The sequence below is a fragment of the Psychrobacter sp. UBA3962 genome, from assembly GCF_002385225.1.
Lineage (GTDB): Bacteria > Pseudomonadota > Gammaproteobacteria > Pseudomonadales > Moraxellaceae > Psychrobacter.
In genome coordinates this window covers 1-18,610 of sequence record NZ_DGDC01000049.1, presented here as the reverse complement: position 1 = coordinate 18,610, position 18,610 = coordinate 1, and the positions used below count along the sequence as shown (strand labels likewise).

The window sequence follows — 18,610 nt, the reverse complement described above, 5'->3', positions numbered from 1 at the left end:
TATTTTACTGGATATGTTAAAGTAGTCACAAAATAGTTTGTCCAATCTGGTTAAAAGCCTACTAATTTGGTTAAAAGCCTAGAAGTTTAGCTGGCGTTGGCCTACTTTATTTATCTGATTATCTATTGTGAAGGTCTGTTATGCAAATTTATCTTGCCAATCCACGTGGTTTTTGTGCTGGTGTTGACCGTGCTATTGCTATTGTAAATGAGGCATTGACACGTTTTGAGCCACCTATCTATGTGCGTCATGAAGTAGTACACAATAAATTTGTGGTTTCTGACTTGGCCAATCGTGGGGCGGTATTTGTCGAAGAGCTGCACGAAGTACCGGATGGGTCTATTGTTATTTTTTCAGCGCATGGGGTTTCTAAAGCGGTGGAAGATGAAGCCAAACGCCGTGATTTGACCGTATTTGATGCCACTTGTCCCTTGGTTACTAAGGTTCATATCGAAGTGGCAAAATTTGCCCGTGACAATATGGATGCTATTTTAATCGGTCACCAAGGCCACCCTGAAGTAGAAGGCACCATGGGCCGCTTTAGCGCTCAATATGGGGGCGAGATTTATCTGGTAGAGAACGAAGAGGATGTGGCAAAGCTTGAGGTTAAGAACCCTGATCATTTGGCATTTGTGACCCAAACCACCTTGTCTATGGACGATACAGCGAAAGTTATCGATGCTTTGCGTGAGAAGTTCCCTAATATTCAAGGGCCGCGTAAAGATGATATCTGCTATGCCACCCAAAACCGTCAAGATGCGGTTAAAGATTTGGCTGCACGTTGTGAAGTGGTATTGGTGGTAGGCTCGCCAAACTCTTCTAACTCAAACCGTCTGCGTGAGCTGGCTGAGCGCATGAATTGCAAAGCCTACCTTATTGATAATGCGGGTGAAATGAAAAAGGAATGGTTTGACGGGGTCAATGCGGTGGGGGTAACCGCCGGTGCTTCTGCTCCAGAGGTTCTTATTCAAGAGGTGCTAAACCAGTTACAAGATTGGGGCGGGGATATGCCTGATGAATTGAAGGGTATTGAAGAAAATGTTACCTTTAGTCTGCCCAAAGAGTTACGCATCCCTGTAAAGCAGGTTAGAGTGTAATCTAAAATAATAATAGAAAAAGCTGTGGCTTATTGAAAAATAGCCACAGTTTTTTTAAGTATTAAAACGGCCATTTTTTAAACCAATTGCCCTTTGTAAGCTCGCTGTCTTTTTACACAAAGCTTTGAATTTACTCCCGATAATCAATAGTCAATAAAAAGTTAAGGATGACTTATGACTTCATATTACCAACTTATTAAACGAGAAACTCAGTCCGATAATAGTACAGTCGCACATTATAAACCGACGTTACATGCTCAGGGTGCTTGGAATGAACATGAGCAACACATGGCACCAGCCACGGGGATTCTAGCCCGCGAGCTTGAGCTTTTCTCTCCTCAGTCAAACCTGCGCATAGCACGGATAAGCTTAGATATCCTAGGCCTAATACCTCTACAAGAATTTACTATTACCACCCGCTGTATTCGCCCGGGCAAAACCATCGAGCTTATCGAAGCGGTAATGAGCAGTGGTGGACGAGATTGTATCATCGCCCGAGCTTGGCGTTTATTGACTCAAGATACGGCTGAAATTGCAGGTCTAGAAGATTTGGTAGCCACCTCGCATCCTGAGAGCTTACCTGTTTGGGATGAGATGAAGGGCTGGCCGGGTGGCTTTATTGAAAGTATCAAACTGGCCTCAGACCCTGCTCGACGTCCTGGCAAAGGCCTGGTTTGGTTGACCACAGAGCTTGATATGGTTCAAGATGAGAACACCTCAGATTTAGTACGTCTTATAGGTTTGGTCGATACTGCCAATGGCGTGGTACCCCGAAATGGGCTAAGAATGTCTGAGATGCAGTGGGCTTTCCCCAACACTGACTTGCAAATCCATATGCACCGACTGCCACAAGGTAAATGGCTAGGGATTGAAGCAGTGCAGCAATATGGTGAAGATGGTATTGGCTTAACCAGTACCATTTTGCACGATTTGCAAGGGCCTTTTGGGCGTAGTGAACAGATTTTGACTATTCGTGCTATGGCCTAAGTTGCTGTTTAACATATTAATCCTTACGGACTGTAGCCAGACTACTAAAAAAATACAGTTTATAGAATTGCACAGTTACAAAAAAACGCCGGTTAATTCGACTGGCGTTTTTTTGTATAAGTCTAGGTGAAAATATTTAGACAAGTCGTTACAGGTTAGGGGAGCGAAATTAATCACTTGTTGCTTGAAAAATTTAGTACGTGCCCCTATTAGAGAGTTATCCCAAGCTAGTCTATAGATCCGGCTGCTGAACTTTATATTCAATAAGCATATTAAGTAATAAGCAGCAAGGTATCTATTAGCATAAAAATAATTATGGATAAACCAAGAGGATATTATGAGCGAAAACCAACAAGCCACCCAGCACGTCTTTGAAGCTGAAGTAGCACAATTACTAAATTTAGTGACTCACTCACTGTATTCAAACTCTGATATTTTTGTGCGTGAGCTGGTCTCAAACGCTTCAGATGCTTGCGATAAGCTGCGCTTTGAAGCCACCAGTGACGACAGTCTTTATGAAGAAGATGGCGAGCTAAAAGTTCGCATCGATGTCGATACAGATGCCAAGACCATTACCTTCATCGACAATGGTATCGGTATGAATGAGGCGGATACTATTGAAAACTTAGGAACCATTGCAAAATCAGGTACCAAAGCGTTCTTGGAGCAATTGTCTGAATCACAAAAGCAAGATGGCCAACTAATTGGTCAGTTCGGTGTGGGTTTCTACTCAGGCTTTATCGTTGCCGATACTATTAGTGTTGAATCCCGTAAAGCGGGCGAGCCTGCCGATCAAGGCGTCCGCTGGGTTTCTGACGGTACTGGTAAATTCACGACTGAGACCATCACCAAAGACAGCCGTGGTACCTCTATTACGCTACATCTAAAAGAGGAATACACCGAAGGCGAAGACAACTATCTGGACCGCAATAAGATCAAATCTTTGGTTAACAAATACTCAGACCACATTAGCTTGCCGATTCAGATGCGTAAAGAAGTGTGGCAGGAAGATGTCAAAGAAGAGGGCGATGACAGTGACACGCCAGTAGGCGGTCAGATGGTGGTTACTGATGAGTGGGAAACCATCAACAAAGCCAGTGCCTTGTGGACGCGTTCAAGCTCAGAGATTGAAGATGAAGAATATACTGAGTTTTATAAAAATATCAGCTATGACTTCCAAGATCCTTTAGCTTGGACCCATAACCGGGTAGAAGGTCGTGTGCAATACACACAGCTGTTATATATCCCTGCTAAAGCCCCATTTGATCTGTATGCGCGTGAGCAGCAGCATGGCTTAAAGCTGTACGTAAAACGCGTCTTTATTATGGATGATGCTGAGCAGTTATTGCCTATGTATTTGCGTTTCGTAAAAGGGGTTATCGATTCAGCAGACCTACCGCTTAACGTCAGCCGTGAAATCCTACAAGAGTCACGTGATGTGAAGTCTATCCGTGATGGTAACGCGCGCCGTGTGTTAACTCTGCTGGCGAGTCTTGCCAACAGTGAGGATACGGATAAGCAAGAGAAGTTTAAGCAGTTCTATAGCGAATTTGGTGATGTGATCAAAGAAGGTCTTGGTGAGGACATGACTAACCAAGCCCGTATCGCAAAATTACTGCGTTATGCGACCAGCGCGCACGAAGGTCTAGAGACTGGATTTGAGGACTACAAAGCTCGCATGAAAGACGGTCAAAAAGCCATCTACTATTTAACCGCTGAAAACTTAGCCGCTGCCAAGAATAGCCCTCAGCTTGAGCTATTTAAGAAAAAAGGTATTGAAGTTATCTTGATGACCAGTCGTGTTGACGAGTGGGCCATGAACTTCTTACATGAGTTTGAGGGAACACCGCTACAGAATATCGCTAAAGGCGCGGTAGATTTAGGCGACCTGCAAGATGAAGCTGAAAAAGAAGAAGCCAAGAAAGCGGAAGAGAACCTAAAACCAGTAGTAGATAAGCTAAAAACAGCATTAGGCGACCGTGCAAAAGACGTTCAAGTGTCAACACGTCTGGTTGATAGCCCTGCTTGCTTGGTAGTAGGCGAAGGTGAACTGACTCCACAAATGGTACAAATGCTAAAGCAAATGGGTCAAGAAGTACCTGACATTAAGCCTACGCTTGAGGTTAACCCAAACCATCCGCTAATTCAGAAGTTAGAAACTAGCGAGCAGTTTGACGATTTGGCACAAGTTATCTTTGACCAAGCGTTACTTGCAGATGGCGGTCAGTTAGATGATCCAGCGGCTTATTTAAAACGTGTTAATGAGCTGTTGTTGAAATAGGCATTGAGCATTCGATAATGTCTATTTGAGAACATTAACCAATAGCTAATTATAAAAAAGGATCCAGATTACCTGGGTCCTTTTTCTATTGTTAAATTATTTATAACTCAAGCTTTTTATTATCAATAATAAAGCTAAATAGCTTTAATTCGCTGAAACAGTCATAATATTAATATGGATAAAAATAAATCGCCTACCAAATCATTGAGCAATAATATGACCCAGCCCATTATTACCTCTCTTTTAGATAATGACTTGTATAAATTCACCATGCTACAAGCCATGCTGCATCAGTTCCCGCAGACGCATGGGGTATACCGTTTCCGCTGTCGTAATTATGAAGATACTGCCTATCCTTTGCCTGACATCAAAGAAGCTTTAGAGCAGCAATTAGATTATCTATGTGAGCTCAGTTTCACCCAAGATGAGCTCGAGTATTTAAGCAGCTTGCGTTTTATTCGCTCAGATTTCGTAGATTATCTAGAATTATTTAAGCTAAAGCGTCGTCATATTACAGTTAGTATTGATGAGAAAAACCGGCTAAATATTGATATTGAAGGCCCAATGATTCAGGCCATGTTCTTCGAAGTTTTTGTGTTAGCGATTGTGAATGAGCTGTATTATCAGCAGTTAACCACGCCAGCAGTACTCGAGGAAGGTGAGCGTCGTCTGCAGCAAAAAGTGGTTACCTTACAAGAGTATGCGTTAAAAGCTGACCGAGGAGAGCCTCCTTTTATTATTGCTGACTTTGGAACCCGCCGCCGCTTTAGCAAGGCTTGGCATACCCATGTGGTTGAGACGTTGCACAAAGCAGCACCGAGTATCGTCCGGGGTACTTCTAACGTTTACTTAGCCAAGAAATTAAAAATTACGCCTATTGGTACCATGGCGCATGAATTTATGCAGGCTTTTCAGGCATTAGATGTGCGTCTACGCGATTCACAGAAGGCGGCATTAGAGGCATGGGTACATGAATATAGAGGTGACTTGGGAATTGCTTTGACCGATGTGGTAGGAATGGACGCCTTCTTACGTGATTTTGATTTGTACTTTGCTAAGTTATTTGATGGCTTGCGTCATGACAGTGGTGATCCGTATGCGTGGGGTGATAAAGCCATTGCTCATTATCAGAAGCTAAAAATTGACCCAAAAACGAAGATATTAACTTTCAGTGATGGCCTTGATATCGAAAAAGCTTGGGAGTTACATCAATACTTTAAGCAACGCATACAGACCAGCTTTGGCATCGGTACTAATTTGACCAATGATATGGGACTTACCCAGCTAAATATTGTGCTAAAGCTGGTTGAATGTAATGGTCAGCCTGTTGCTAAGCTGTCCGATAGTCCAGGGAAAACCATGATTCATAATGACACTTATTTGGCGTATTTGCGCCAGGTGTTTGAGATTGAAGATGTTTCCGAAGAGTAGCAATGTGCTTTCTTGATTAACCAAAAGAGGACTTTTATAAGTCCTCTTTTTAGTTATAGATTAAATAGTCGGCAGGCTTCGACAGCAATAGCCCATGTTAAAGGTAGAAGGTTGGGTTGATCACGTTAACTAGGCAAGGGTGAATAAGAAAAATTTATTAAATCAAGTATTTCAATAATATAAATATCGGTTATAACGATAAAAATAGTTTCATTTTAAATTTATTTATGCTTATATATTTAGGTATTCTTACAGCTATCACAGGAAGTTGATAGCTACCCCCTCAACATTTGACAAGGAGAGTTTCAATGTTAAGAGACTTATTAGAGCAGCGTTATCCTCAAGCATCCTCTCGAAATGCCCCCTTAAAAATGAGCCATGATATCGGTCCTACGGACAGCCCGTTAATTGAAGACACTATTGGTGATTATTTTGACAAAATAGTGGCTCAGTATCCCGATAAAGAAGCCTTAGTATCGCGTCATCAAAACATTCGTATGACTTATAAACAACTGCAGCAACAAGCCAATCAATTGGCCAGCAGTATGATTAATATGGGTTTGGAGAAAGGCGATCGTGTTGGTATCTGGTCGCATAACAATGCACAGTGGCTACTGATGCAATTGGCCACGGCGAAAGCAGGGATTATTTTAGTCAATATCAACCCTGCTTATCGTATCTCAGAGCTGCAATATGCGCTGAATAAAGTAGACTGCAAAGTATTGGTTTATATGCGTCACTTTAAGAGCAGTGACTATGTACAAATGGTACAAGAAATGGCCCCAGAGATTTGCCATCAAGACTATCGCTATTTGGAGCTAACTACCTTACCTAATTTAAAACGTTTGGTTTTGATTGACCAACCCGGTACTTGGGAAACCTTCGGCTATATGCAGAACTTCTCTGACTGGATAGCTGAAGGGGATGCCAACGATCCTAGATTGGCAGAACGACAAAAACAGCTAAATGCCAATGATGCAATTAATATCCAATTTACCAGTGGCACCACAGGTACCCCAAAAGGGGCAACCTTAACTCATCGAAACTTATTGAACAATGCCTATCACTTAGCAGAATCACTGTGCTTATCTTCCGATGATAAATTGTGCTTACCGCTGCCTTTATATCATTGTTTTGCGATGGTATTGGGGAATCTAACCCTGCTATCCATAGGGGGTACGGTGATCTATCCTAGTAGCAGCTTTGAGCCGTTAGCCGTATTACAGGCAGTCAGTGAAGAGCGTTGTACTTTATTACATGGGGTGCCAAGCATGTTCTTGGCAATATTAAACCACCCAGAGTTCTCAACATTTGATTTGAGTAGTTTACGAGGGGGTTTATCGGGGGGTGCAAGCTGTCCAAGTGAATTAATGCAGCGCGTTATCAATGACATGCATATGAAAGAGCTGAGCATCGCCTATGGCATGACTGAAACCAGTCCGAAGTCCACTCAGACATTGCCGACGACTGAATTTGAAAAACGTATTTCGACAGTGGGTGTGGTTCAGCCCCATTTAGAAGTGAAAATAGTAGACACAGAGACGGGCGAAACGTTGCCTATTGGTGAAGTAGGGGAAGTACTAACCAAAGGTTATGCGGTAATGCAAGGCTACTGGAATGACAAGGTTAAAACCGACGAGGCAGTCGTTGATGGCTGGATGCACACCGGTGATTTGGGCAGTATGGATGAGCAAGGCTATATTTCAATAGTTGGGCGTAGCAAAGACATGATTATTCGCGGTGGGGAAAATATTTACCCCATTGAAGTCGAAAACTTTTTATACCGTCATCCCAAAATCTCTGACGTACAAATAGTAGGGGTACCAGATAAGCAGTATGGTGAGGTTCTGGCCGCCTGGATTATTCCTAGGGCAGGCGAAACCATCACTGAACAAGAAATACGCGACTTTTGTTATAACCGAATTGCCCACTTTAAGATTCCCACCTACATTCGTTTTGTTGAGCAGTACCCGATGACGGTGACTGGGAAAATTCAAAAATTCAAAATTATTGATATTATGAAAGAAGAGTTAGGCATAGTGGCTTAGTCTTAATTGTGGGTTTGCCTTTTATTTTGTATATCGTTTATTTTATAAATATAGCGCCTTATTCTAGCTATTTAAAATTAAAAGCCCAGTCTGAATTTCCAGGCTGGGCTTAGTTATGTAAGTCGCTAATTCTCATTAGCTCTCTTTTAAGAAACAAGCATCTAAAAAAGAGCTATCTAAAAAACAGGCTTAAAGAGAGGAGCTTAAAAAGAAGAACTTAAAAAGAGGAGCTTAAAAAGAAGAGTTAGGCTGCTTTAAAAACTCGATTTCTTCTGGGGTTGATTCGCGGTCCAAGACATCATTACGATGAGGATAACGCCCAAATCTATCAATTATCTCTTTGTGTCTTATCTCAAAACCTAGAGTATATTCATCATTTAAGGCTTCAAATAAAGGCAGGGCCTGCTCATGAATCAGGGCAGATTCAGAGTGCATATAAGGCATGATAGCAAACTTTCTATGATCTAAATCAATCTCGCTGTAGTCTTCACGCTTCACCAGTTCTTGTGCCAAAACCAACGCCATACCATCTTGAGCAAAAGCTTCAGTAGAGTCCCTAAACAAGTTACGAGAAAACTGGTCGAGGACAATGATTTCAGCCAATGCGCCTTGTGCTGTTTCTCGCCAGTGGGCGCATTCTCCGGCTTTAGCGGCTAATAAAGTGGACCAAAAGTTATCTCTAATCTTATCGTCAAAGGCTTCACTTTTTTCAAACCAGTAAGGCTGATTTTCAGGATCGAACCAAAAGTCTAATACGCGCTGGGCTTCGGTAGGGGTAGTTTTATTCATAGGACACCTCCATTGTTGATTATCGTTTTAATAGCTATAAGCTTAACAAAGATTAAAGGGCGTTAAGGTTAAGATATTTATTAAAAATCTTAATTTTTTAGGGCAGCACGTTTTTCACCCTTGAAGCCTTGACTTGGTTACTAGCCCTTACTTTCAAAAGCTCGGGGCTATGTTAGAATCGACTTATACTTTAATGAATTTCCTTATAGACAGTAAACAACAGAAAATTAGGATGATGATATGACTCAGTTAACATTGACCAGTAACAATCGCTGCTTCAATGGCGAACAACGTTATTATACCCATCAGTCTGCAGTGACTAATTCAGAGATGAGTTTTAGTATCTATTTACCAGGTGAAGCCATTGCCGGTAAGAGTTGCCCTGCGATATTGTATTTGTCAGGCCTGACTTGTAGTCCTGATAACGTTACTCACAAAGCACATTTTCAACAAAAGTGTAGCGAGCTTGGGATGATCTTTATTGCACCAGATACCTCTCCTAAGGGAGAGAGCGTTGCTAACGATGACCGTTACTTCGTGGGTCAAGGGGCAAGCTATTATGTGGATGCTACCGAACAGCCTTGGGCTGAGAACTTCAAGATGCATAGCTATATCGCAGATGAATTCTATGATTTAATTCGCAGTCAATTTCCCATTAGCAGTGTGGGCATTACCGGGCACTCTATGGGCGGTCATGGGGCGATTATGTTTGGCTTTAAATACCCAAGCAAGTTCATTAGTGTCTCAGCCATTGCGCCTGTCTGTGTGGCTAGTGAATCAGATTGGGGTAAAGCGGCATTTGGCGAGTACTTTGGACAAGACAGCAATCAGCAACAGGATTGGGCACAATTTGATGCCGTAAATGTGGTAGAAAAAGCAGGCAAACAATATCCTTTAATTCTAGTGGATCAAGGGGCTGCCGATGACTTTTATATCGACGGCTATTTACGCCCTGAAGCATTACAACAAGTGTGTCAAAAAGTTGAGCAGCCTTTAACGCTTAGATATCACGCTGGCTTTGATCACAGTTATTACTTTATCCAAACCGTTATTGAAGATCATATCGATCATCACTATAACGCCGCATTAAGTCATGGATAATTGTTATAATAGTAGGCTATAAAAGTAATGTTAAATCTAGCAGTACTTTTATCCAATCCTCCTGTTAACTAAATTTGTAATTATCTTAGAGAACCACTATGAGCAGCACACAAGCCGCAGCCACCCAAGCCTGTCAGCGCGATTATCTTATCGCTCCCTCAATTCTTTCAGCGGACTTTGCTCGCTTAGGAGAAGAGGTTGAAAATGTCCTTAAGGCGGGCGCCGATGTTATTCACTTCGATGTGATGGACAATCACTATGTGCCAAACTTAACCTTTGGTAGCATGATTTGTAAGGCACTGCGTGACTATGGTGTGGAGGCTCCTATCGATGTGCATCTCATGGTATCGCCAGTAGACAGTATGATTGAGCAGTTTTTGGAAGCGGGGGCAAGTATCATTACTTTTCACCCAGAAGCCACCAATCACATAGACCGCTCGTTGCAAATGATTAAAGATGGGGGCGCGGAGTGTGGCCTGGTATTAAACCCAGCCACGCCACTACATTATCTGGATTACGTGATGGATAAAGTGGATCAAATCTTACTAATGAGTGTGAACCCAGGCTTTGGCGGTCAATCTTTTATTGACGGTACTTTAGATAAAATCAAACAAGTACGTGAGCTTATTGATGCCAGTGGCCGCGATATTCGTCTAGAAGTAGACGGTGGGGTTAAAGCCAGCAATATAAGAGCCATTGCTGAAGCAGGGGCAGATATGTTCGTTGCTGGGTCAGCTATTTTTAATCAACTAGATTACAAGCAAGCGATTGATGCGATGCGTCATGAGTTAAGTCTTGTGGAAACTGCGCAAGCTTAAGTTCTTGGCGTTAACTTTAATAGCTTAACTCCCAAACTTTCAATCCAAAAAATAGCAGCTCACAATATATAAATGTGAACAATTTAATAGAGATACTATGACAAATAATAAGCCGATAGACCGTAATCTAAAGGGTAGTCCTACTAGCGATATCGATAGAAACGCTACTTTTGAGGCGCCACCTAGCTTGGTGCCCAAAGGATTCACTATCGGCTTAGCTATTTTTTCATTAGTCTTAAGCTTGGCCGGTTACGTATTTCGTTATATTTCTGGTGACCCTATTGCAGATATTTTGCGTCATGCTGCAGTGTTAGTCCCTGCGTTCGTAATTGGTATTCCGCTACTTTTTTGGTTGGGCGCCTTAATTATGAATAAGGTTAAGGGAATGCATATTCAGCGCCGTAATGCCTTTACTTTGGGCTGGCTGATCTCTTGTGTGACCATGCTGTGGCTAATGGGCACTTATAGCTAGTTTTTTATTAGCCAGTTTCTACTTAATTTAAAGTAAGATTATAAGAATCCATAGAAAGGAATTCCTTTGTCAATTTTTGATCGCAATTCATTTTATTACCCTTATCCAGACAACCTACCCAAGGGACTGATTAAGACCCTAATTATTGCCTGTCTACTAATGGGGTTAGCAGGACTGCGCCATGCAGAAGGCTGGCAAGGTTGGTTGGCGGTTTTTGAAAACTGGTTACTGATGTTGGTAATATTTCCCACTGCTACCGCAGTAATAGCCCTTCCTTTTAAATATCGAGATCCGAGCTTTGAGCTAAAAAATGCTTATTATCTGGGCATGTTTGTGTCTTTACTATTTACTCTAGCTAAGCTGCGTTATTGGCGTTAACCCAAGCTTAATGTTAGTTTTAAGCTTAGTAATAGCCCTATAAACCCCCACAAATAATCACTTTAGATAGCTGCTGCTACAATTAGCCCTTGAAATTTAGATCATTAGCGTCCATTGTTAATAGATACACATATGCTATATGAGGTGAATAGGGCATGGTATTTGATTTTGAAAAAGACAACATTGATGTTGAAATTGACTCAGACACTGGAGAGCGAAAGACTCGCCGAGCTCAAGGTTTCGCTCAAGAAGCGATACTGGAGTTGGTCGAAAACGATAAGGGTCAAATCGTCCTACGTGACTCAGCAGACTCTGAAGATCCTTTAGTGACCATTACTTTCTCTGAGAAGATTAAAGATATGCTAGGCGGTGAAGCGCAGTATATTGGTCATAAAATGATTCATGCTGCGGTACAAGCCGTAATGCAAAAGCAAGTGAGCCAATGGCATGCGAATGTCTATGATGAAGAGCCTGAGCATTATAGCTAAGCTATTAATTATCCGTTTATTAAATTCTTTTAACTGTTTTAACTATTGTTAAGATTGGTTTTTTATTCATAAGCAATAAGCATTCATTAAATCTAACACATAAAAAAAGCGGGTTATCCTAAGATAACCCGCTTTTTTTATGCTAATAAATCAAAAAATTATTTGATTTTAGCTTCTTTGAAGATAACGTGCTGGCGTACTTTTGGATCAAACTTTTTGATTTCCATTTTGCCAGGCATAGTACGTTTGTTTTTGGTAGTGGTGTAGAAGTAACCAGTACCAGCGGTAGATACTAACTTAATCTTGTCTCTCATGATGCATTCCTATTAATTTGTAAAGTAAGAGGGCTTAAGAAGCCTTCTAGTTAGTCGTTTAATTGACTAAACTTTTTCACCTTTGGCACGTAAATCAGCAAGTACTTTATCAATACCGTGCTTATCAATGATACGCATGCCTTTAGTAGAAACACGAAGACGAACAAAACGGTTTTCAGATTCTACCCAAAAACGATGGTTATGTAGATTTGGCAAAAAGCGACGACGGGTTCTGTTAAGCGCATGCGAAACATTGTTACCCACCTGAGGGCGCTTTCCTGTCACTTGACATACTCGAGACATGACGGACTCCTAATAAAGTTGTAAGGCAACTGGGTGACATGTCAATCATGTCGAGATAGTTGGTTGCCTTAACTACTCAAGATAACGAATCACAATGCGGCTATGGACACATAGGACTGCAACTTGAATAAAATGTTAACAGAAAGATAGTGGTCTTTGCCCTTTAATCGCCACAACAAGTAAAGGTTGACCAGAATAAATTTTTAAGGGCGTATTTATACCACATATACCCAGTTTTTTCAAATTAAATGTTTGTCTATTATCGCATAAATAACCCAAAACTTTAAGCCCCTAAAGATTAAAGCGCTGTTTAAGTGGCTTAAACTTAAAGAGTTATATAAAGTTTTCACCATTAGCTGATAAATTCAGCTTAATAATTAAAGGTTAAAACTGCAAAACTGCAAACATAAATTTAAAATATGCGGATGTCACAGCAAGATGTACCAATGCCATGTTAAAACCGGCTATTATAGCAGATATTATTCGGCAGGTTAGCAAAGTCTTTTTTTAATTTTATCGATCCAGTAATCCGCCTTGTTAAGATTTAGCTTAGTACTTATCCCAGTATTGACCTCAAGCTTATAGGACGCTCTCATAAGATGCAAAAACCGTCTGCTTCAACTGCCTCAGCTCAAGAGGCTCAAAATAAGCTTCCTGCTGATAATTTTGACAATAATCAGCCAGCCAACCCCAATCAATCTCCTTATGCTTTGATGCTGGTGCTATTGACTCTGTATTTCGCTCAAGGTTTGCCTTCAGGGTTTATTACTCAGGCACTGCCGGCTATTTTGCGTGAGTATGAGGTGTCGCTCGAGATGATCGGGCTTTCAGGGCTACTATTATTGCCCTGGGCACTAAAGTTTCTGTGGGCGCCTATGGTGGATAAGTATTTTATTACTAAGTGGGGGCGCTCACGCAGTTGGATTCTGCCCCTGCAGCTTATCTCAGCGGTAATTGTGGCCGTAGTGGGTTTATTTAATCCGCATCAATTAAGCTCACCGCACACGCTTTGGGCGATTTATGGGTTGCTTTTTTTATTAAGCTTAATAGGCGCTACCCATGATGTGGCAGCAGATGGTTTAGCCACGCGGTCATTAACGAGCTTGATGCGTAACAATCCCTCTTTACCGGCAGTGAAAAATCCTTATCAAGGCATGGGCAATGCGGCACAAGTGATAGGCTACCGCATGGGGCTGATTTTGGGAGGTGGGGTATTACTACTGGTATTAGGACAGTGGTCTTGGCGTTATAGTTTTTTTGCGATGGCAGCTTTGATTGTGCTAAATACCTTACCGATTTGGCGTTACCCCGAAAGCAAATATGCGGCTGCTGATGAGTCGCAGTTAAACTCTTTACCAGCTACTCAGCAAGCCCCTGTTAATCAGGAAGCTCAATCCTTAAAATACCCATCCACATCGGCTTCCTTGAGGGCCTATATTAAAAGTCACTATGGCTATTTTTGGCAAAATGAGCACATGCGGGCTTGGCTAGCCGTACTATTAACCTTCAAAGTAGTGGATGGCATCTCTAGTGGTATGGTTAAACCTATGATGGTAGATATGGGTATACCGACTTCTAGTATTGGGTTATGGGCCAGTGTGTTAGGCTCTGCAGCTTCTTTGGTTGGGGCTGCTTTGGCGGCAGTACTGTTAAAGCGAATGGCTCATCATAATGCTTTACTAGCCTTTAATGCGCTGCAAGTGGCCACTACGGTGCTCTATGTGATTGTGGCTATTGGCTTTGAGCATCCAAATTGGTTGGGGCTATCTTTTGAGGGACGGTCAGTGCCCTTTTGGTGGGCTTACGCGGCCAATGCGATTGAGCATTTGGCAGGGGCAATGGCGCTGGTCGCCATGCTGACTATGGTCATGCATTATGCCAGGCATGATAAAGCGGGCAGTGATTTCACTACCCAGGTATGCTTATTAACGGTGTTTAGTGGTGGGGCGCACTTAATCAGTGGTTTTATTGCTGCTCAGGTGGGGTATAGCGCTCATTTTATAATCAGCGTGGGGTTGGGCTGCTTATGTTTATTGCCATTGATCTACTGGCGCAGTCAATTTATTAAACAGTTATAAATTGTGAGTGTTTAAAAGGCTAGGCGGTCAAAAGTTGATGTTATAGCAGCATCTCAAGCACAAACTTACTGCCAATAAAACCTACAGCCAATAACAAAAAGGCCAATATGGCCATGTTGGCTGCCCGGCGACCGCGCCATCCATATTTCCAGTGTCCAAATAATAACCAGCCGAATAACAGCCAAGAAATGATACTAAACACGGTCTTATGGGCAATGTGTTGAGCCATTAAGTCACTGACATAGACGAAACCGATCGCCAAAGCTAAAGTAAGTAAGCTAAAGCCCACCAAGATCATGTCAAATAACAAAGATTCCATGCTTTGTAGCGAGGGCAATTTGTTGACCCAGAAGCGCTGTTTGGTTTTGTGCTTAAGCTCGCGAATCTGAATGCGTAAAATAACAGCTTGTACTGCCGCCATTAATAGCACGCAATAGGCGGCAATAGATAAAATGATATGGGCTTCTAGACCTTGGCTAATATCTGTCAAAGGGGCATAGGGAGCTACCCCAAAATACCCTAAACTTAAACCAATTATGGCGGTCGGTGCTGCAAAAAGCCCTAGACTTAGAATAGGGCGATAAAAACAAAATATCACATAAAACAGCACAAAATAGAAGCTGGTTAGGCTTGCGGTATTAAACACATTAAAGTTAAGGCCATGCAAAGTATATATGTTGGGGTATAAGGTAATTGCATGAGCTACCAAAGCGACCAGTAGCATGCCCAAAGTGAAGCCTTTAGCAATGGGCTTTAGGCGTAACAAAGCCCATGCCAAATGACAGCTTACAAGGGTGTAAATAATAAGGGCGATGACATAGGCAAGCAACACGGTGTTTGGGTCCTCAAAGAAATCGAGTTAACAAATTAGGTCTGACAATATTTGATATACTAAGTGTGGTAATCTGTGCGTCAACATCTTTGTGTGTCAATATAACTGTAAGATAAGGGCTATAAATCATAGAGCAGATTTATCACAAAGCAATCATACCCTAATTTAGCATAGAATGACTCTTATTTGCGATTGCTATACAGTTAACTGACGGCTTTTGTTAAAATTAATGGTTTAACAGAAACAATAAAAGAGTTTATAGATTAATTTTGCTAAACTTGCCAAATATTTGAGATTTTAAACGGTTTAATACTATTGAACCACATAACCATTGAACCAAATAACAGTTACCCAATTATAGAGCCCCTTTTATTAGGGGCTTAGTGCCCCATTTAAGATATTAATACCTCCTAATTTAACAGACGTTTTATTGAGAAAACCTTATGTTTGATACTTTAACCGAACGACTCTCTGGTAGCCTGCGCAAGATTTCAGGTTCAGGACAGTTGACTGAAGACAATATTAAAGACACGCTGCGTGAAGTGCGCATGGCGTTACTAGAAGCTGACGTGGCTTTGCCTATCACTCGTGATTTTGTAAAGCGTGTGAAAGAGCAGGCCTTGGGTCAAGAAGTGCTAAAAGAGCTAGCCCCTGGCCAGGCTTTCGTCAAAATTGTCTATGATGAATTGACTGAGATGATGGGCAGTGCCAATCAGCAGTTAGAGATGACGGGTAAGCCGCCTGTGGTTTATTTACTAGCAGGCTTGCAAGGCGCGGGTAAAACCACAACAGCCGGTAAATTGGCTAAGTTCTTACAAGAACGTCATAAGAAAAAAGTAATGCTGGTTTCAGCTGACGTCTACCGCCCAGCAGCGATCAAACAGCTAGAGCAAGTGGCAGGGCAGGTAAACGCTAAGTTTGTCAACTCTACTACCGATGAAAATCCGATTGATATTGCCAAGCGCGCTATTGAAGAAGCTAAGCTGCAGTATCAAGATATCTTGATCATCGATACCGCCGGTCGTCTACACGTCGATGAAGCGATGATGGATGAGATTAAAGCATTGACCGCTGCGGTTAATCCATCAGAGACTTTATTCGTTGTTGATGCCATGACCGGTCAGGATGCGGCCAATACTGCCAAGGCATTCAACGATGCGCTACCGCTAACGGGTGTTATCTTAACTAAGACCGATGGTGATGCGCGTGGCGGTGCGGCTCTATCTGTGCGCGCCATTACCGGTAAGCCTATTAAGTTCTTGGGCCGTGGTGAGAAACTTGATGCCTTAGAAGCTTTCCACCCAGAACGTATCGCCCAGCGTATCCTAGGTATGGGTGACGTACTGAGTCTGGTAGAAGAAGTTGAGCAGAAGATTGACCGCGAAAAAGCGGAAAAAATGGCGAAGAAAATCCAAAAAGGCGGCGAATTTGACCTTGAGGATTTACTAACCCAGTTCCAGCAAATGAAAAATATGGGCGGTATGGCTGGTTTCTTAGATAAGATGCCAGGCATGAGTGGCGCTGGTGTGAAAGAAGCACTAGAAGAAGCTAAGCCAGAAGAAAAAGTAAAAGAGATGGAAGCGCTGATTAACTCAATGACCCCATATGAGCGCAAGAACCCAGATAAAATTAACCCAAGCCGTAAGCGCCGTATTGCTGCAGGTTCTGGTAAGCAAATTCAGGACATCAACCGCTTGCTTAAGCAACATAAGCAAATGGCTAAGATGATGAAGATGTTGTCTAAGCCTGAAGGGCTAAGTAAGATGATGAAAGCGGTTCAAGGCTTAACCGGTATGGGTGGCGGCGCTTCTGGCGGTGGCCCACTGTTTGGCGGTGGCCAAAGTAATGCAGGTGCAGGAGCTAAATCTGGTGGCATGCCTCCCTTTGGTTTAGATCCAAGTAATATGCCCAGCAAGGAAGAGATGGAGCGCCAAATGAAAGAGCTTGAACAAAAGCTTCCACCAGATTTCAAAAAGCGTTTCTAAATCATTTAAAGTCTTTAAAAGAGTTAAATCAGCAATGGTTTAGCTCTTTTTTTATGGGGTAGGTCTGGTTTTTAGCCTCTGCTTTTGCTAAAGCGCAAAGTCATGTTATAGGCAATCTCCCTATTGAATAAGTAGTTTTGACCAATTGCCTAATCAAATAGTTAAAATAGATTATCCTAGAAAAAGAGTTTAATTTTTATAGAGCTTTCTCGAACCATAGATACGCTTTGATGACTTAAAATGTGAAGTAGCTTATTAAAAATAAATACCTACCTTTTTTAATATCAATATATAATTAATAATTAAATAGTTAAATAATGGTTAATAACAAGAGTGTTTAAGGACTATGAAAGCTCTAAATATTGTTAGGGTCAAAAAACTAAGCAACAGTTTTTAATAAGGGGAGTCTATGTCAAAGAATATTTTTAAATATGCCTTAGCATCTACATTAGCGTTAACAGGTTTAACAGGCTGTGTTGCAACGAGCCACATTATCGACAGGATTGATGAGAGAAAAACAGCCCGATGGGAGTTAAATGAGTCATTGAGTGATACTATTGTAGCCGTTGGTTTGCCTAGTCAGCCCATTAAAGGTTATGAAAATGCTTTAATTCTTTCAGGTGAAAAATATGCTTATTTATTACAAATGCCAAATAAGGATGACTCACTTATCAAGCTCTTAAATTCTGATATAAACTTATCAAATATGAACATATCACCAGGAAGAGGTGACAGTAAGGGAATTTTTCGAGTTGATATAGGGGGGAGTGACTGCAAAGCGAAAAACGGGTGTACAAGTCTTCGTTTAGAATACGTTGAACAGTATGAGGATTACGCCAATAAATTTACCCCCAACTATTTTGCTACCACACAAAAATTTGAATCACTTGGTTTTAAATGTGTTCCTCGCGACATTAAATTTGATTGTCGGAAAAAGCTGTCAAATATGCATTTAACTATTGCCAATAGACCAAGCAATGCGAACACACTGAATTACACCTTAAGGCAACCTGCTAAAATAAATTTTTATCAAAATAATGGTACAGGAAAAATAGCTGAAGCTGGTCTATGGATGGTACTTCCCATTGCTATAGTGTTTGATTTAGTGACATTGCCTGTACAACCTATGCCTGAATGGTAAGCTAGTGTATTAATCAAAAGTTATTGAATGAGCTAATAATATATTTAGTGTCTCGTCCTGAAATACA

17 protein-coding genes are annotated in these 18,610 nt (G+C 41.6%); 13 read left to right on the top strand and 4 right to left on the bottom strand.

The features are described from left to right. Nucleotides 1-140 precede the first annotated feature (140 nt). From ispH to B3S92_RS11375, 5 genes are all read left to right on the top strand, one after another. Nucleotides 141-1,097 carry a 4-hydroxy-3-methylbut-2-enyl diphosphate reductase gene (gene ispH, locus B3S92_RS11395; RefSeq protein ID WP_296206207.1) on the top strand — a complete coding sequence of 319 codons (957 nt, stop codon included), beginning with the start codon at nt 141-143 and terminating at the stop codon, nt 1,095-1,097. 174 nt (nt 1,098-1,271) lie between these two features. Beyond that, complete coding sequence (locus tag B3S92_RS11390; RefSeq protein ID WP_296206206.1) at nt 1,272-2,084, top strand: thioesterase family protein; 813 nt, start codon at nt 1,272-1,274, stop codon at nt 2,082-2,084. A 337-nt stretch (nt 2,085-2,421) separates the two neighbouring features. Further along, complete coding sequence (gene htpG / locus B3S92_RS11385) at nt 2,422-4,365, top strand: molecular chaperone HtpG (protein WP_296206203.1); 1,944 nt, start codon at nt 2,422-2,424, stop codon at nt 4,363-4,365. 216 nt (nt 4,366-4,581) lie between these two features. Then, the gene (gene pncB, locus B3S92_RS11380; RefSeq protein WP_296206200.1) at nt 4,582-5,796 is read left to right on the top strand and encodes a nicotinate phosphoribosyltransferase; all 1,215 of its coding nucleotides are present in this window, start codon (nt 4,582-4,584) and stop codon (nt 5,794-5,796) included. A 308-nt stretch (nt 5,797-6,104) separates the two neighbouring features. Beyond that, nucleotides 6,105-7,844: an AMP-binding protein gene (locus tag B3S92_RS11375; protein WP_296206199.1), complete on the top strand. Its 1,740-nt coding sequence runs from the start codon at nt 6,105-6,107 to the stop codon at nt 7,842-7,844. Between the two features lie 231 nt (nt 7,845-8,075). Here B3S92_RS11375 and B3S92_RS11370 read toward each other — a convergent pair whose 3' ends face one another. Next, nucleotides 8,076-8,633 (bottom strand): DUF924 family protein, encoded by a 558-nt coding sequence (locus B3S92_RS11370; protein WP_296206195.1) that lies wholly within the window; start codon nt 8,631-8,633, stop codon nt 8,076-8,078. Nucleotides 8,634-8,873: 240 nt separating this feature from the next. On the opposite strand from B3S92_RS11370, the gene fghA reads away from it, so the two are divergent. The 5 genes from fghA to B3S92_RS11345 all read left to right on the top strand — a co-directional run bounded on the left by fghA (nt 8,874) and on the right by B3S92_RS11345 (nt 11,890). After that, complete coding sequence (gene fghA, locus B3S92_RS11365; RefSeq protein ID WP_296206194.1) at nt 8,874-9,734, top strand: S-formylglutathione hydrolase; 861 nt, start codon at nt 8,874-8,876, stop codon at nt 9,732-9,734. 98 nt (nt 9,735-9,832) lie between these two features. Continuing rightward, nucleotides 9,833-10,552 carry a ribulose-phosphate 3-epimerase gene (gene rpe, locus B3S92_RS11360; protein ID WP_296206192.1) on the top strand — a complete coding sequence of 240 codons (720 nt, stop codon included), beginning with the start codon at nt 9,833-9,835 and terminating at the stop codon, nt 10,550-10,552. Nucleotides 10,553-10,649: 97 nt separating this feature from the next. Then, on the top strand, nt 10,650-11,024 hold the full coding sequence (locus tag B3S92_RS11355; RefSeq protein ID WP_296206189.1) for a hypothetical protein: 375 nt from the start codon (nt 10,650-10,652) through the stop codon (nt 11,022-11,024). 66 nt (nt 11,025-11,090) lie between these two features. Next, the gene (locus B3S92_RS11350; RefSeq protein ID WP_077450990.1) at nt 11,091-11,402 is read left to right on the top strand and encodes a hypothetical protein; all 312 of its coding nucleotides are present in this window, start codon (nt 11,091-11,093) and stop codon (nt 11,400-11,402) included. A gap of 155 nt (nt 11,403-11,557) precedes the next feature. After that, the gene (locus tag B3S92_RS11345; protein WP_077450989.1) at nt 11,558-11,890 is read left to right on the top strand and encodes a hypothetical protein; all 333 of its coding nucleotides are present in this window, start codon (nt 11,558-11,560) and stop codon (nt 11,888-11,890) included. Nucleotides 11,891-12,048: 158 nt separating this feature from the next. On the opposite strand, the gene rpmG is transcribed toward B3S92_RS11345, so the two are convergent. Both rpmG and rpmB read right to left on the bottom strand, forming a co-directional pair. Then, nucleotides 12,049-12,204 carry a 50S ribosomal protein L33 gene (gene rpmG, locus B3S92_RS11340; RefSeq protein ID WP_007394061.1) on the bottom strand — a complete coding sequence of 52 codons (156 nt, stop codon included), beginning with the start codon at nt 12,202-12,204 and terminating at the stop codon, nt 12,049-12,051. A 66-nt stretch (nt 12,205-12,270) separates the two neighbouring features. Continuing rightward, the gene (gene rpmB, locus B3S92_RS11335) at nt 12,271-12,507 is read right to left on the bottom strand and encodes a 50S ribosomal protein L28 (protein WP_007394060.1); all 237 of its coding nucleotides are present in this window, start codon (nt 12,505-12,507) and stop codon (nt 12,271-12,273) included. 599 nt (nt 12,508-13,106) lie between these two features. On the opposite strand from rpmB, the gene B3S92_RS11330 reads away from it, so the two are divergent. Continuing rightward, the gene (locus B3S92_RS11330) at nt 13,107-14,585 is read left to right on the top strand and encodes an MFS transporter (RefSeq protein WP_296206182.1); all 1,479 of its coding nucleotides are present in this window, start codon (nt 13,107-13,109) and stop codon (nt 14,583-14,585) included. Between the two features lie 40 nt (nt 14,586-14,625). Here the strand turns inward: B3S92_RS11330 and B3S92_RS11325 are convergent, their stop codons facing one another. Beyond that, complete coding sequence (locus B3S92_RS11325) at nt 14,626-15,417, bottom strand: cytochrome C assembly family protein (protein WP_296206179.1); 792 nt, start codon at nt 15,415-15,417, stop codon at nt 14,626-14,628. A 443-nt stretch (nt 15,418-15,860) separates the two neighbouring features. Here B3S92_RS11325 and ffh point away from each other — a divergent pair, with 443 nt between their 5' ends. Continuing rightward, nucleotides 15,861-17,402, top strand: a complete 1,542-nt coding sequence (ffh, locus tag B3S92_RS11320; protein ID WP_296206176.1) for a signal recognition particle protein — start codon at nt 15,861-15,863, stop codon at nt 17,400-17,402. Between the two features lie 409 nt (nt 17,403-17,811). Next, nucleotides 17,812-18,543, top strand: a complete 732-nt coding sequence (locus B3S92_RS11315) for a hypothetical protein (RefSeq protein WP_296206174.1) — start codon at nt 17,812-17,814, stop codon at nt 18,541-18,543. Nucleotides 18,544-18,610 lie beyond the last annotated feature (67 nt).